We start from the raw sequence: 14,341 nt of genomic DNA, 5'->3' as shown, positions 1-14,341 counted from the left end.
TGGAGGATCGCCACTAGCGCGCGCCAGGTTCCAGGCGGCTCGAGAATTTGCCGCCCTTGAGCTTGCCGTCGCCATCCTGGTCGATGATCCGGCGGTAGAGCAGGGTGATCGCGACGCGGCGGTTGCGCGGATCGGTGGGGGTGTCCTGGATCAAAGGCTCGCGGTCCGCGACGCCCTCGATCCGCTCGAAGCGGGTCTCGGGCACGCCGCCCGAGAGCAGTCGCCTGCGCGTGGCTTCGGCGCGGCCGCTGGAGAGCATCCAGTTGTTCATGTTGCGCGGGTCGCCATAGCCGAGGCTGTCGGTATGGCCGCGGATCATGATCGGGTTCTCGAGCCCCTGGATCGATTCGGCGATCGTGCCGATCAGGCTGCTGGCATCGGGGACGAGCGCGGTCGTGCCTAAGTCGAACATCGAATAGTTCGCATCGTCGAGCAGATCGATCCGCATCCCGTCGCGCGTGGGGACGAAGCGGATATGGTTGGCGAGCTTGGCGAGCGCGGGGGTCGAGCGCATCCGCGCCTGGATGCGCTTGGTCGTCTCGCTGAAATTCTTCTGATCCTGCTGCGTCAGCGCACGCTGATCCTTGAGCGTGCCCTTGTCACCGGTGCCGACATCCTTGCCGCCGACGCCGCCCACCGGGATGGTCATTGACCGGGTGCCGGTCTGTCCGGACCGGTTCGGATAATTCTCCTGCGAATTGATCGCGTCACCGCCGAGCAGCCCGTTCGAGCCGGCGCTGTTCTGCTTGAACTGCACCAGCGTGGGCGCGAAATAATCGGCCAGCGCCTTGCGCTGCTTCTCGTTGGTGGCGCCGAGCAGCCACATCAGCAGGAAGAATGCCATCATCGCCGTCACGAAATCGGCATAGGCGACCTTCCACGCGCCGCCGTGATGGCCGCCATGCGCCTCGATATAGATCTTCTTGACGATGATCTTCGGCGGCTGGTTCGATCCGTGGGGTGCGCGCGCCATGGCTTAACGCCCGCGGAGACCGTCAAAGACTTCCGCGAAGCCCGGCTGGTTGGAATGGGCGATGCCCGAGCGCGCGGCCTCGATCACCAGCGGCTGCGGATGGCCGTGGAGTGATGCGATGATGATCTGCTTGACGGTGTGATAGATCGCGCCGTCGGCGTCGATCACCTGCTGGAGCCGGCTGGCGAGCGGACCGACGATGCCATAAGCGAGCAGCACGCCCATGAAGGTGCCGACCAGCGCCGAGCCGATCATCGCACCCAGGATAGCGGGCGGTTTGTCGATTGAGCCCATCGTCTTCACCACGCCGAGCACCGCCGCAACGATGCCGAGCGCGGGCAGCGCGTCACCCAGCGACTGGAGCGTCGTCTGCGGACCCTGGACCTCGTGGTGGTGGGTCTTGATGGTGCTGTCCATCACCTCTTCGACCGCATGCACGTCGAGCGTGCCCGACGACACCACGACGAGGCGCAGCGTATCGGCGATCAGGTTGATCAGCGTGTGATCGGCGAGCAGGCGCGGATATTCGGAGAAGATCGCGGAGGATTTGGGATCCTCGACATGCGGCTCGAGTGCGATGGGCCCCTCGGTGCGCAGCATCTTCATCAGCTTCGAGACGAGGAAGATGACGTCGAGATAGTCCTGCTTCTTGTATTTCGGGCCCTTGAAGACCTTCATGAAGCCGCCGCCGAGCGCCTTCAGCTCCTTCATCGAATTGCCGATGATGAGCGCGCCGAGCGCGGCGCCGCCGATGATGAGCATCTCGTGCGGGATGGCTTCCATCACCGGGCCCAGGGCACCACCTGTGATGGTGAACCCCCCGAACACCATCGTCAAAAGCACGACAAGACCAATCAGCGGATACATGCGCTCTGCGTTCCCCCGTCGCCGCGATCGGCCACTCTGTCTCGGTTAACGGCCGCTTCCCCGGTTTCTTGCGCGGGTTTAGCGCGTTAAGATGGTTAACGGAGGATTGGTTACTTCAGATAGTCGAACAGCGACATGCTGGAGAGCTTGGTGAAGCTCGCCTGGGTCGCCTGGAGCACCGTCAGCGTCTTCTGGAGCTGGGTGATCGCGGTCGGGATATCGGTGTCTTCCAGGCTCGAGCGCTCGCCTTCGCGCGCCTCGCCCGCATCGACGAGATGGTCGGCCGAAAGATCGAGCCGCGCCGCGCGCGCGCCGACCGAGGCGCGGGCCGCCGCGACGCTGTCCAGCGACGCATCGACGCCGGTCAGGGCATCGGAATATGCCTGGCTGATGTCGCCGCCGGCCTTGAGCGCGGCGGAAAGATCGGCAAGCACTGCGAACACGTCGCTGCTACCCGCCGCGAAGGCCTGTGCCCCGCTGATCGAAGGCTGGATGCTGTCGCCTTCGCCGATCGGAATCTTGGCCGGATCGCCGGTGCCGACGAAGCTGATCGTACCGTCGTCGGCCTTCACATAGGCGGTGTCGCCGGTCGAGCTGCCGAACAGCGGCTGGCCGCGCACGTCCTTGGTATTGGCAAGTCCGAACAGCGACTCCCGAATGGAATCGAGCTCTTCGGCGATCGCGGCCCGATTGGCGCCGGTCAGCGTGTCGTTACCGGCCTCCAGGGTGAGTTCCTTGACGCGCTGGAGCTGCGATTCGACGCTCTCTAGCGTGCCGTCGCTCTGCGCGAGCACGCCTTGGGCGAGCTTGATATTGGCACTGTAGGCGCCGTCGTCGGCGCCCGCACGGGCGAGTCCCTGGAGTCGCAGCCAGGCAGTCGGGCTGTCGGCTGCGCCACTGATCTTCTTCGTCGTCGCGATCTGGTTCTGCGCCTTGTCTGCCTGCGCCGAGAGTTGCGACATCAGCGACATCGGGCGATCGAACATCTGGCTGGTGGCTATGCGGATGGCCATGGCGTCACCGGATATCGAGGATGGACTGGAGCGTCTCGCGCGCGACCTGGATCACGCGGCTCGACGCCTGATAGGCTTGCTGGAAGCGCATCAGATCGACCGCCTCCTCGTCGATATTGACCCCACTCACCGAATCGCGCGCGGCGACCGCGGTGTCGCGGATCGCGCCCTGCGCCTCGGCGATGTTGCGCTTGGCGGCGAGCGCCGCGCCGTTCGACGCGGCCATGTTGGTGATCGCGCCTTCGACATTGCCGGTGCTGCGCAGCGTATCGAAGCCGGCGAGATTGCTGTTGTCGCGCGCGCCGGCGCCCGGAGCGGCGGCGGCGATGCCGCGCGGATCGTTCAGCACCATCGTCAGCTTCGAGGCGGGATCGCCGATCTCGAAGATCGGCGCGCCGGGCTGGCCGTTCAGATCGACGCCGGCGGCCTGGACCGCGTTGACGCCCTGGGCGAAGGCAGTCGCCTGCTGGTTGAGCGTAGCCTGCGCCGCGGCGATCTTCTGCGCGCCATCGGCATAGCCGGCGAACGCGCCGCCGCTGGGCGACAGCGTTGCGCTGGTGTTGCCGAGCCGGGCAGCGAAGGAGACCGCACCTTCGTCGTTGCGGACATAGGTAACGGTGGCGGACTCGACGCCCTGGACGAGCAGCGGCCCGCCTTCGCCGCCGCCGCGCACCGTGACGCGGCCGATCGCGTCGAACGAGACCGACACGTCGGTGATCGCGCTCATCGATTCGAGGATCTGGTCGCGCTGGTCGAGCAAGGCGGAGTTGGCCGCGCTGCCATCCTGGGCCCGGGCGAGGCCAGAATTGACCTTGGCGAGCGCCGCCGAGAGCCCGTTGAGCTGGGTGGTGGCGGCATCGGCGCTGGCGTCGAGGTCCGACGCGGCGGCCGAGAGCGCGGCGCCGGTGGCCGAGAAGGCGGTCGCGACGCTCTGCGCTGCCTCGAGCGTCGTCGCGCGCGGGGCGAGGGCGGAGGGATCGGCGGCGATCGCCTTGGTCGAGGTGAAGAAGGCGGTCAGCCGGTCACCGAGCTTGTTGCCCGAGAGCGCGCCGTCGATGCGATCGAGCCAGGCGGCACCGGTCTCGCTGCGCGCGAGATCGGCGCCTGCGGTGCGGACCTCGGCCGAGCGGTAGAGGTCGGACGCGCGGGTGACGCCGGCGACGACGACGCCCAGGCCGTTCGGCACCTTGGTCGTGGATTTCGAGGGCGCCGCGACCTCGTTGAGCACGGTCGTGCGCCGCGAATAGCCGACGGTGCCGGCATTCGCGATATTTTCCGAGGTGGTGGTCAGCGCCGTCTGATAGGCGCGAACGCCCGTGGCGCCGATCGTGAGGAGATCGCTCACGGCTTGGTCCCTTCGCTATCGGGATTTGCAGGTGCTTGGGCCGGTACCTGCGCCGCGGCTGCCCTGCCGAGGAAGTCGGTCATTGCCTTGCCGATGCCGATCGGCGCGTGCGCGGCCATGTTCTCGGCGAGCTTCTGGTCCTGCATGTCGCGGAACTGCTCCTCGCTCTTGCTGTCGAACAGGCCATCGCCGAGCTTCGCGGCGCGCATCGACTTGAGCATCATGCCGGTGAAGATCGATTCGAACTTCTGCCCCGCGGCCTGGAGATTCTCCTTGGACGCGAGGCGCGAGGTATCGAGCGAGATGCCGCTGGTAGCGGCAACGGTCGAAGGCGGGGCGATGGGCGTGCTCACAGGATGATCAGCTCGGCCTTGAGCGCGCCGGCTTCCTTGAGCGCCTCGAGGATGGCGACGAGATCGGCCGGCGACGCGCCGATGGCGTTCACTGCCTTCACCACATCGGCAAGCTTGGGTCCGGGCTGGAGCAGGAACATCGGCTTCTTCTCCTCTTCGACGCCGACGGTGCTGTGCTGCTCCGTCACGGTCTTCCCGTCAGTAAACGGCAAAGGCTGGCTGACATTTTGCGCCTCATCGATACGAACGGTGAGTTTACCATGAGTCACGGCCGCCGGGCTGACCCGGACGGCGGAATTGATCACCACCGTACCGGTGCGCGCATTGACGATGACGCGGGCGGGCGCCTCGGCGGCCTCGACCGTCAGATTCTCGATCTCGCTCATCATTTCGGCACGGACATCGGCGCCCAAAGGCGACTGCACTGCGATCGAGACGCCGTCGAGCGCGCGGGCGCGGCCGCCGCCGAAACGGGTGTTGATCGCGTCCTGCACGCGCTGGGCGGTGGTGAAATCGGCGCGAGCGAGGTTGAAGGTGAGGAAGGGCGACTTGTCGAAGCCGGTGTCGACGGTGCGCTCGACCGTAGCGCCCTCGGGGATGCGACCGGTCGAGGGGATGTTGACGACGATCTTCGAGCCGTCGGCGCCTTCCGCGCCGAGACCGCCGACCGCGAGATTGCCCTGCGCCATCGCATAGATCTGGCCGTCGGCGCCCTGGAGCGGAGTCATGATCAATGTGCCGCCGCGCAAGCTCTTGGCCTTGCCCATCGACGATACGGTGATGTCGAGCTTCTGGCCCGGCTTGGCGAAGGGCGGCAGATCGGCGGTGATCATCACCACCGCCGCATTCTTCAGGCCCGGCGCGACGCCCTGGGGCAGCTGGAGGCCGAAGCGCGACGCGACGCTCTTCATCGACTGGACGGTATATTCGAGATTGTCGTCGCCGGTGCCCGGCAGGCCGACCACCACGCCATAGCCGGTGAGCTGGTTGGTACGGATGCCCTGGAAGCCGCCCAGATCCTTGACACGCTGCGCCGCGGCCGGATGGACCGCGAGCAGGCAGGCGAGGAAGGCGATCGCGAGACGGATCATTGGGAAACTCCGCATCAGAAGGGGCTGAGCATCTGGAAGAAGCGGCTGAGCCAGCCCTGGCGGCTGGCGCGGGCGACATCGCCCTTGCCGGTATAGGCGATGCGGGCATCGGCGACGCGCGTGGACGGCACGCGGTTGTTCGCGTCGATATCGGCGGCGCGGATCAGGCCCTTGATCTGGATGAACTCGTCGCCGCGATTGAGCGTGACGCGCTTCTGGCCCTGCACCAGCATCGTGCCGTTGGGATAGACCGCGGCAATGGTGACGCTGATCTCGCCCGACAGCGCGTTGGACTGGTCCGCCGCGCCCTGGCCCTGGAAGTTGCGCGCGCCGCTGACGCTGGCGTCGCTCGGCTTGAACAGGGAGAGGTTGCCGGTCGAGGGCGGGGTGATCGAGAAGCCGCCGCCGCTGTCGAGCTTCGAGCTCGACGATTTGGAGGCGCTGGTCTTCTCAACGAGCACGATCGTCAGCGGATCGCCGACGCGGCGCGCGCGCTGGCCCTCGTAGAGCGCGGCATAGCCATCACTCGCCTGGAAGATGCCGCCATTGGCCACAGGCGCCGCGACGGGTGTCGCGGTGGGCATGGTGGCGGAGAAATCCTCCTTGGGCTTCTTCTTGCCGATGATGCCGAGAAACTGCGCCTGTGCCGGCGTCGCGCTCGCCGCGAAGGCGAGCACGGCGATACCGGCGGCGAGCCGCGTGAGCCGCTTAGATGTTCTGATTGACATATTTTTCCATCTCATCCGCGGCGGAGATCATCTTGGAATTGACCTCATAGGCGCGCTGGGTCTCGATCATGTCGACCAGCTCCTGGACGACATTGACGTTGGAGCCTTCGAGCATGCCCTGGCGGATATTGCCGCGGCCGTCCTGGCCGGCCACCCCCAGATTGGCGGTGCCGCTGGCGGAGGTCTCGACCAGATAATTGTCGCCGGTGGCCTGGAGGCCGGCCGAATTGGGGAAGCTGGCGATCTGGATCTGGCCGATCTGGGTCGCCTCGCTCTGGCCCGGCACGGTGGCGGAGACGGTGCCGTCGGTGCCGATCGTGATGTTGGTCGCGCCGTCGGGAACGGTGATGCCGGGCATCACCTGATAGCCGTCGCTGGTGATCATCTGGCCTTCGGGCGAGCGCGAGAAATTGCCGGCGCGGGTATAGCCGAGCGTGCCGCCGGGCATCTGCACCTGGAAATAGCCATCGCCGTCGAGCGCGAGATCGAGCGCAGCGCCGGTGGTCTGGAGCGAACCTTCGGTCTCGATCCGGCTCGTCCCCTGGACGCGCACGCCGGTACCGAGATTGAGGCCGGTCGCGTATTTCGTCTCCGCGGTCGAGGCGGCGCCGGGCGCGGTCACGACCTGGTAGGCGAGCGTCTGGAACGAGGCGCGATCGCGCTTGAACGCGGTCGTGTTCACGTTGGCGAGATTGTTCGAGATAACCCGCATGCGCATGTCCTGGGCGTCGAGCCCAGTCCGCGCGATGTGCATTGCCGATGAACCCATCGTCTAAACTCCCTTATGCGGGCATCCGCATCAAAGATGCGGCGCTCTCGTCCATGGTCTTGGCTTCCTTGAGCAGGTTCGCCTGCACTTCGTAGCTGCGCTGGTTCTCGATCATGTCGACCAGCGACTGGGTAAGATTGACGTTCGACTGCTCGAGCGCGCCGGCCTGGACCTTGGCGTCCAGATCCTCGGGCAGCACGCCGCCGCCCCGCACGTGGAGCAGGTTGTCGAGGCCCTTGGAGGTCTGGGTGCCGTCGGTGCTCGCCAGCTTGATCTTGTCGATCACCTGGGGCTGGCTGGCATCGCCGCCGGGAGGGACGATCGTGACGGTGCCGTCGCCGGCGATCGCGATCGATTGATAGGGGGGCACGGTGATGGGGCCCCCCGACCCCATCACCGGGAAACCGTCGCCGGTTTCCAGCACGCCCGAGGCTGCGACGTTCAAGTCGCCGCGCCTCGTATAGGCTTCGGTGCCGTCCTTGGCCTGCACCGCCATCCAGCTGTCGCCGGCCACCGCCATGTCGAGCGGGCGCCCGGTCTGGACGAGCGTGCCGGCGCGGCGATCGAAATCGTTGACCTCTTCCGACGCGAGCTCGCGGCTTTCGAAGCCGGTGCCCTGCAGGATGAGGCGATCGAAATTGACGCGCTCGGCGCGGTAGCCCGTCGTCGATGCGTTCGCGATATTGTTCGCGATCGTCGATTGCGCCGACATCTGGCTGCGAAGCCCCGAGAGCGCGGTGTAGACGAGCTTGTCCATGGTGGTTTCTCCTCAGCCCTTCTGCGTCAGCTGCGGATGTTGAAGATGGTCTGCGAGATCTGGCTCGCGGTATCGAGCGCCTTGGCGTTTGCCTGGAAGTTGCGCTGCGCCGCGATCAGCCCGACCAGTTCCTCGGTAATGTCGACGTTCGAGCGCTCGACCGCGCCCGACATCAGCGAGCCGAAGCCGTTCGAGTTGGGCTCGCCGAGGCGCGCCTCGCCCGAAAGGCCTGTCGCCGCCCAGGTCGAGTTGCCGAGCTGGCGGAGCCCTGAGGGATTGGTGAAGTTGGCGAGGATCACCTTGCCGAGCGGCTGGAGATCGCCGTTCGAGAAGCTGGCGTTGACGGTGCCGTCGTCGCCGATCGTGATGCCTTCAAACTGGCCCACCGCTGCGCCGTCCTGCGTCTTGTTGTTGACGCTGAAGGGCTGGCTGGTCTGGCTCGTCTGCGTTCCGAAATCGAGCGTGATCACCTGGTCGGCGGAGGCGCCGGGCGCCAGGAAGCCGCCGAAGGTGGTCGCGCCGGTCGGCGCGGTCATGTGGCCGGTCGCATCGAAATCGAGCGTGATCGGCTGGGTGCCGGCGGTCGTCGCATCGGAATCGAGCTGCTGGTCGCCGACGAACGAATAGACCTTCCAGCTGCTGGTCGCGTTGCCCGTACTGGGCGCGCTGTCGCGCACATAATAGTTGGTGAGCGTCAGCGCATTGCCGCCGGCATCATAGATCGTCGTCTGCGAGGACTGGTTGTAGGTGCCCGGATCGAAGCGATCAAAGGCATAGGGCGTGTCATCAAACCGCGCGGCATCCTTGGGGATCGCCGAATTGGCCGAGAGATTGAGCGCCAAGCTGACATTCTCGGTCGCCTGGGGCGTGCCGCTGGTCTGGGGCAGGCGCAGCGGGATCGCCGAATCGATGCCGGTCGCGACCACCGCGCCCGAGCCGTCGACCGGATAGACGAGCAGCTTGTTGCCCTGCTGGTCGGTCACGAAGCGGTCCGGATCCACCGTGAAGTTGCCGTTGCGGGTGAAATTGATGCTGCCGCTGCCGGCATCCGAGCGCACCGCGAAGAAGCCGTCGCCGGTAATCGCGAGATCGAGTGCCGAGCTCGACTGGGTATAGCCGCCCTGGCTGAATTGCTGGCGGATCGAGCGCACGACCGTGCCCGAACCGACCATCTGGTTGGGGTTCGAATCCTTGGTCGACGCGATCACGTCGGCGAACATGGTCGTCGAGCGCTTGAAGCCGTTGGTCGAGACGTTCGCGAGGTTGTGCGAGATCGTCGACATGTCGGTCTGGGCAGCCTGCAGCCCGCTCAGGGAAGTGTAGAAGGACATTCAAGATACTCCGGTTTTGAGTGGGGTCAGCCGATCTTGCGGACGGCGGAAACGGGGACCTGGCCGAGGCCGGGCAAAGTGAGGATCGGCGAGCCGTCGCTGCCGAGCGTGACGGAGGTGACCGGCGACCACACCAGAGGCGTGGCGCTGACCGAGCCGCCATCGGCGTTGCGCGCCGCGGCCTTGATCGTGAACGGACCCGAACCGGCGGGATCGGCGCTATCGGTGGTGCCGTCCCATTCGAAATCGATCGCGCCCTTGCTCTGCGGCCCGAGCGACACGGTCTTGAGCAGGCGGCCATTGGCGTCCGAGATCGACACGTTGACGTCGGTCGCGTCGGCGCCGAGCTCGATCGTGCCGCCGAGCGACCCGTCGGTGCGTGGATAGGCAGTCTCGCCCGGGGTCAGCACGGTGCGGCCGATCCACGACATCGCGTCGCCGGTCGAGGTGCCGTTGAGCCGGTCCGAGATCGCCTTCAGCGTGGTGTTCATGTCGTTGATGCCGGCGAGGCTCGAGAACTGCGCCATCTGGGCGACCATCTGGGTGTTGTCGACGGGCGCGAACGGATCCTGGTTCTTCAGCTGCGCGGTCATCAGCTGCAGGAAGTCGTTCTGGTCCATGTTGGTCTTGCCGAGATTGGAAGACGCCGCGGCCTGCTGTGCGGCCGAACCCGTGCGGTTGATGCCGAGATTGGCGAGTGTGCTATCGAAATCGGACATGATCAGCGGCCCAGCTTGAGGGTGTCGGTGATCAGCTGCTTGGCAGTCTGCATCACTTCGACATTGTTTTGGTACGACCGTGCGGTCTCGAGCATGTCGACGAGCTCGCGGGTCTCATCGACCGCGCTCTCCCAGACATTGCCTTCCTTGTCGGCCATCGGATTGCCGGGATCGTAGCGCTTGGTGGGCTCCGATCCGGCGGTGACGACCTGCTCGACATCGACCGTCGACATGCCGCTCGCTTCGTCGAACGCGGTGCGGAACACCGGCTTGATCGTGCGGTAGGCGGCGTCGGCGCTCGATGCGACCGTGCCGGCATTGGCGAGGTTCGACGCCGTGGTGTTCATCCGCACGAGCTGCGCGGACATCGCACGGCCCGAGACCTGGAAGATCGAAAGCGGCCGGTCACCCATGCTCATTCTCCCCTGAGTGCGCGCGTGATCTGACCGATGCGGCCGTTCAGGAACGACAGCGTGGTCTGATAGGCGACGGCGTTTTCGGCGAAGGCGGTCTGTTCGGTGGCGAGCTCGACGGTGTTGCCGTCCTGGCTCGGCTGCAGCGGCACGCGGTAGAGCGTGTTGCTGTCGATCGCATTGTCGACCGATCCGCCCTGTGCGTCGATCGACGCGAGCGCCGCATTGAAGTCGATGTCCTTGGCCTTGTAGCCCGGGGTCGACGAGTTCGCGATGTTCGACGCGAGCTGGCCCATGCGCTGCGAACGCAGCTGGAGCGCTGCGCCGTGAACGCCGAAAAGGCTGTCGTTGGACATGGGCAGTCTCCCGCACAAAAGTTCGTGCGCAAACTCTGCAATGGGCGTGCCAATTTGCCCGGGGAGCCGCGAAAGTGTCGGAATCTCTGGGAAAGCGGGGAAAGGCGGCAAGGTTTTGCCGGTCGGCGGCAAGCGGCTGCCGCACACCGGCAATCGGCTTGTCGCGTGCCCCCCGAACCGAAATTGGCCCGGCCCTTGCACACACGAGCGCATGGACTTTGCCAGCTTTCCCGGCCTTGCGCCTTTCATCGATCCGCTTGCGTTCGCCATTGTCGGCGGGGGCACCGCGCTTGTCGTGGTGCTGCGCACTCCGGTGCGCGACCTGGTGCGCGGCTTCGCGGCGCTCAGCGTGCTGCCGCGCCGCGCCTTCCGGGCCGAACCCTTGCTCGACCAGATCGGTGCACTTACCCGCATCGCCCGGCGCCACGGCGTGATCGCGCTCGATCGTTCGGTGATTTCCGACCCGGATGTTGCCGCCGCGGTAGCCGCCGCGGTCGATGGTGCGACGCCGGAGACGATCGAATTGCTGGCCGAGCAACACCGAAGCGCCCGGCTGGAGCGGCACCGCGCGGCCTGTGAGGTTTGGTCCGGGGCGGCCGAGATCGCACCGGCCATGGGCATGGTCGGCACGCTGATCGGGCTGGTCCAGATGTTCTCCTCGATGCGCGACACGTCCGCGATCGGCGGCGCGATGGCGGTGGCTTTGCTCACCACGCTCTACGGCGCGTTGCTCGCCAATCTGGTCGCATTGCCGATCGCCACGCGGCTCAAGCGGCGCGCACGCCACGAAGCGCTGGAACGCGCACGCCTGGCCGCGCCGCTTGCCGCATTGGGCGCAATCGAGCCGGCGGCGCGGCGTGACCTGCACGAGATCGCGGCATGACCTTCGACGACGATAGCCCCGAGCGCCCGGTCTGGCTGATCACGCTGGCCGATCTGTCGCTGCTGCTCGTCGGCTTCTTCGTCTTCCTCAAGGCGAGCGAGACCGATCCACGCGCACTCGCCGCGCAGATCCGTGCCGGCTTTGTCACCGAGACAGTGGTCGCGATGCCTGTGGACATCGCGGCCGTGAGCGGCTTCGCGGCGGGATCGGCAGAGATCGTCGATGCCTCGGCGGCGCTCGACTGGGCACGGGCCGCCGCGCGTGATCCGCGCACGCGGCTGCATGTCACCGGCGAAGTCGACGGCACCCCCGGCGATGTCGATCCGCTCACCGGAAGCGGGCCCATCCTTGCCGCCGACCGTGCTCGTGCCGTCGCCGCGCGGCTCGTCCGTTCGGGGGCGATATCGCCGGAGCGGATCCTTCTTTCCACCGGACGCGGCCAGCGCCGTACCGTCCTCACCCTCGGCTATGACGGGGGGCGGCAAGACCCTGCCGCCCGGCAACCGGCCATTGCCGCCCGACCGCAATAAGGAAGTCCGCCATGATCCTGTTCGCCGCGCTCCTCGCCGCCGCGCCCGAATTCCAATCGACCATCGTCCTCGACGCGATCGTCACGCAGTTCACCGGCAAGCAGGTCGGCGAGCTCGGCGGCGCGCGCGCGCCGGTCGATACGCGGCTGAAGCTCGCTTCATGCGCGGCGCCCCAGCTCGAATGGCGGAGCGAAGCGAAGGACGCGGTGCTCGTGCGCTGCATGGCGCCGGGCTGGCGGGTCTATGTGCCGGTCAACGCCGCGCCGCAGCCCAAGCCGGTCGCAGCCCCCGCCGCCGCGCGCGTCGCGCCAGCAGTGAAGGCCGAGCCGGTGATCCGCCGCGGCGATCCGGTCACGGTCGAGGCTGGAGCGTCGGGGTTTTCGATCACGCGCGAAGGCGTCGCGATGAACGACGCCGCGCCAGGCGCCCGGTTGCTCGTCAAGGTCGACGATAAAAAGCAGCCGATCCAGGCGGTTGCGATCGAGCAGGGCCGCGCGCGCCTGCCCGGCTTCGGGGAATGATTTTTTTGTTAAAGCTTGTCCGTGCCCTGCCGTTATTAGCAATGTCGGCACAGGTTCAAGGAACGCAGGCAATGGTAGACCCTATCGGCATCAAGACAGGCACGGTCGCTGACCGCCGCCCGGTGTCGGTCGGCGCTGCGCCCAGCGTCGCACCGATAAAGACGGTTGCAAGCGAGCCCCAGGCGGTCGAATCGGCCGCGGCAGAACTTTCGCAGACGATGGCGGCCCAGCCGCCCGTCGATTCCGAGCGCGTGGCGCGCATCCGCAAGGCGGTCCAGGACGGTCGGTTCCCGATCTATCCCTCGACGATCGCCGACCGGTTGCTCGCGCTGAAGCTCGAATGGAACCCCAATGCAAAGGCGTGAGGCCCTGATCGAAGTGATCGAGGCACTCCACGCCGAGATCGCCGCGCTCAAGTCCAACGACGTGCCCGCGCTCGAGGCGGCGACGCGCGCCAAGCTGGTCGGCATCGATACCGTTGCGCTCTATGACGGCGAAGCGCCGTCGGCCGAGGTCAAGGAGCTCGCCGCCGAGGCGCATCGGCTCAACGAGACCTGCCGCATCTATGTGAACCTGATGGCGGCAAATGTCCGCCGCCGCCTGCAACTTCTTTCCGGCAACATGGCGCCCGCCTACCGCCCCGGAGGCTACGCCTTCGCTTGAGATCTTCCCGCGGGGGAAGCGGTGGAGGGGATTACGGCCTGCCAAGCGCTTGCCGCGTGCCCCTCCACCATTTATCGAACTCTACCGCACAACTGGCACGGTCCTTGCTGATTACGCTCACACCTAGGGCAATCGGATCGGGGATCGATGAGCGTAGTTTCGGTCAACACCAGGGCCAGCGTCCAGACGGCGATCGCCGCGGCGAGCCGCAAGACCGGCGTGGACTTCAACTATCTGCTCGGCCAGGCACAGGTCGAAAGCGGCATGCGCGCCGACGCGCGCGCCGGAACCTCGTCTGCGGCCGGCCTCTACCAGTTCATCGACCAGAGCTGGCTTGGCGTGATCAAGCAGCACGGGGCCGAGCACGGCCTGGGCTGGGCCGCCGACAACATTTCGCGCACGTCGAGCGGGCGGTACGTCGTCAGCGATGCCGGCACGCGCCAGGCGATCCTCAACCTGCGGAGCGATCCGCAGACCTCGGCGCTGATGGCCGCCGAGCACGCCGCGGACAACAAGGCCGCGCTCGAAGGCTCGCTCGATCGGCCGGCCACCGGCACCGACCTCTATATGGCGCATTTCCTCGGCCTGGGCGGCGCGCGCTCGTTCCTGAGCACGATGGAGAATAATCCGGGCCGCACCGGCGCCAGCATGTTTCCCGCTGCCGCCCGCGCCAATCGCGGCATCTTCTATGCCTCGAACGGCCAGCCGCGCACGCTGGGCCAGATCTACGAGAAGCTTTCGGGCAAGCTCGATCGCGGCGCCGCTTCGGCGGGCGCGACCGGGCTGGCCTCGGACGGGCTCGATGCGCTGTCGCAGGGGCTCGACGATTTCGGCGCCAGCATCGGCGACGACAACAATGAAGTGATTCTGGGCAATGGCGCGGTCGGCGGCGACCGCCACTGGATCCAGAACACCCTGGCGCAGCTCAACACCGGCAATCAGCGCGAGGCGATCAATCCGCTCCGCCCGACGCCGGCGAATGCCAGGCTCGCCTATCTCATGCTCGCGAATCTGGGAGCGTAACCGCCC

General features: G+C 66.7%; 19 protein-coding genes. 6 read left to right on the top strand and 13 right to left on the bottom strand.

All coding sequences use genetic code 11. The features are described 5' to 3' along the window. Positions 1-13 precede the first annotated feature (13 nt). From IAG41_RS19130 to flgB, 13 genes are all read right to left on the bottom strand, one after another. Positions 14-973 carry a flagellar motor protein MotB gene (locus IAG41_RS19130; protein WP_187730270.1) on the bottom strand — a complete coding sequence of 320 codons (960 nt, stop codon included), beginning with the start codon at positions 971-973 and terminating at the stop codon, positions 14-16. 3 nt (positions 974-976) lie between these two features. Further along, on the bottom strand, positions 977-1,840 hold the full coding sequence (gene motA, locus IAG41_RS19125) for a flagellar motor stator protein MotA (RefSeq protein WP_187730269.1): 864 nt from the start codon (positions 1,838-1,840) through the stop codon (positions 977-979). 110 nt (positions 1,841-1,950) lie between these two features. After that, positions 1,951-2,853: a flagellar hook-associated protein FlgL gene (gene flgL / locus IAG41_RS19120; protein WP_222950777.1), complete on the bottom strand. Its 903-nt coding sequence runs from the start codon at positions 2,851-2,853 to the stop codon at positions 1,951-1,953. Between the two features lie 4 nt (positions 2,854-2,857). Continuing rightward, entirely contained in the window at positions 2,858-4,198 is a 1,341-nt protein-coding gene (gene flgK / locus IAG41_RS19115) for a flagellar hook-associated protein FlgK (protein WP_187730268.1), read from the bottom strand. Continuing rightward, on the bottom strand, positions 4,195-4,551 hold the full coding sequence (locus IAG41_RS23515) for a rod-binding protein (RefSeq protein WP_316251188.1): 357 nt from the start codon (positions 4,549-4,551) through the stop codon (positions 4,195-4,197). Before IAG41_RS23515 ends, flgK begins: the two co-directional genes overlap by 4 nt. Beyond that, the gene (locus IAG41_RS19105; protein WP_262408771.1) at positions 4,548-5,642 is read right to left on the bottom strand and encodes a flagellar basal body P-ring protein FlgI; all 1,095 of its coding nucleotides are present in this window, start codon (positions 5,640-5,642) and stop codon (positions 4,548-4,550) included. The genes IAG41_RS23515 and IAG41_RS19105 overlap by 4 nt, the downstream gene beginning before the upstream one ends. 14 nt (positions 5,643-5,656) lie before the next feature. Next, positions 5,657-6,370 (bottom strand): flagellar basal body L-ring protein FlgH, encoded by a 714-nt coding sequence (locus tag IAG41_RS19100; protein WP_187730266.1) that lies wholly within the window; start codon positions 6,368-6,370, stop codon positions 5,657-5,659. Then, entirely contained in the window at positions 6,351-7,139 is a 789-nt protein-coding gene (flgG, locus tag IAG41_RS19095; protein ID WP_187730265.1) for a flagellar basal-body rod protein FlgG, read from the bottom strand. Before flgG ends, IAG41_RS19100 begins: the two co-directional genes overlap by 20 nt. Positions 7,140-7,152: 13 nt before the next feature. Beyond that, complete coding sequence (flgF, locus tag IAG41_RS19090; RefSeq protein WP_187730264.1) at positions 7,153-7,896, bottom strand: flagellar basal-body rod protein FlgF; 744 nt, start codon at positions 7,894-7,896, stop codon at positions 7,153-7,155. A gap of 26 nt (positions 7,897-7,922) precedes the next feature. Further along, positions 7,923-9,227, bottom strand: coding sequence for a flagellar hook protein FlgE (locus IAG41_RS19085; RefSeq protein ID WP_187730263.1), 1,305 nt, complete (start codon positions 9,225-9,227; stop codon positions 7,923-7,925). Between the two features lie 26 nt (positions 9,228-9,253). Then, the gene (locus tag IAG41_RS19080) at positions 9,254-9,946 is read right to left on the bottom strand and encodes a flagellar hook assembly protein FlgD (RefSeq protein ID WP_222950776.1); all 693 of its coding nucleotides are present in this window, start codon (positions 9,944-9,946) and stop codon (positions 9,254-9,256) included. A gap of 2 nt (positions 9,947-9,948) precedes the next feature. Beyond that, entirely contained in the window at positions 9,949-10,359 is a 411-nt protein-coding gene (gene flgC / locus IAG41_RS19075; protein WP_187730262.1) for a flagellar basal body rod protein FlgC, read from the bottom strand. Between the two features lie 2 nt (positions 10,360-10,361). Further along, positions 10,362-10,715 (bottom strand): flagellar basal body rod protein FlgB, encoded by a 354-nt coding sequence (gene flgB / locus IAG41_RS19070; RefSeq protein WP_187730261.1) that lies wholly within the window; start codon positions 10,713-10,715, stop codon positions 10,362-10,364. A 211-nt stretch (positions 10,716-10,926) separates the two neighbouring features. Between flgB and IAG41_RS19065 the strand changes: the two genes are divergently transcribed. The 6 genes from IAG41_RS19065 to IAG41_RS19040 all read left to right on the top strand — a co-directional run bounded on the left by IAG41_RS19065 (position 10,927) and on the right by IAG41_RS19040 (position 14,335). Further along, complete coding sequence (locus IAG41_RS19065; protein WP_187730260.1) at positions 10,927-11,598, top strand: motility protein A; 672 nt, start codon at positions 10,927-10,929, stop codon at positions 11,596-11,598. After that, complete coding sequence (locus IAG41_RS19060) at positions 11,595-12,128, top strand: flagellar motor protein MotB (protein ID WP_187730259.1); 534 nt, start codon at positions 11,595-11,597, stop codon at positions 12,126-12,128. Before IAG41_RS19065 ends, IAG41_RS19060 begins: the two co-directional genes overlap by 4 nt. Positions 12,129-12,139: 11 nt before the next feature. Continuing rightward, positions 12,140-12,649 carry a flagella basal body P-ring formation protein FlgA gene (locus IAG41_RS19055; protein ID WP_187730258.1) on the top strand — a complete coding sequence of 170 codons (510 nt, stop codon included), beginning with the start codon at positions 12,140-12,142 and terminating at the stop codon, positions 12,647-12,649. 71 nt (positions 12,650-12,720) lie between these two features. Then, a complete protein-coding gene (gene flgM / locus IAG41_RS19050) occupies positions 12,721-13,014 on the top strand; it encodes a flagellar biosynthesis anti-sigma factor FlgM (protein ID WP_187730257.1) in 294 nt (97 codons plus the stop codon). Further along, positions 13,001-13,312: a flagellar protein FlgN gene (locus tag IAG41_RS19045; RefSeq protein ID WP_187730256.1), complete on the top strand. Its 312-nt coding sequence runs from the start codon at positions 13,001-13,003 to the stop codon at positions 13,310-13,312. Before flgM ends, IAG41_RS19045 begins: the two co-directional genes overlap by 14 nt. 147 nt (positions 13,313-13,459) lie before the next feature. Continuing rightward, positions 13,460-14,335 carry a lytic transglycosylase domain-containing protein gene (locus IAG41_RS19040; RefSeq protein WP_187730255.1) on the top strand — a complete coding sequence of 292 codons (876 nt, stop codon included), beginning with the start codon at positions 13,460-13,462 and terminating at the stop codon, positions 14,333-14,335. Positions 14,336-14,341 lie beyond the last annotated feature (6 nt).

Source organism: Sphingomonas sp. JC676 (assembly GCF_014489075.1).
GTDB lineage: Bacteria > Pseudomonadota > Alphaproteobacteria > Sphingomonadales > Sphingomonadaceae > Sphingomonas.
The sequence above is the reverse complement of the archived record's forward strand: the minus strand, read 5'-3'. Positions and strand labels throughout refer to the sequence as shown.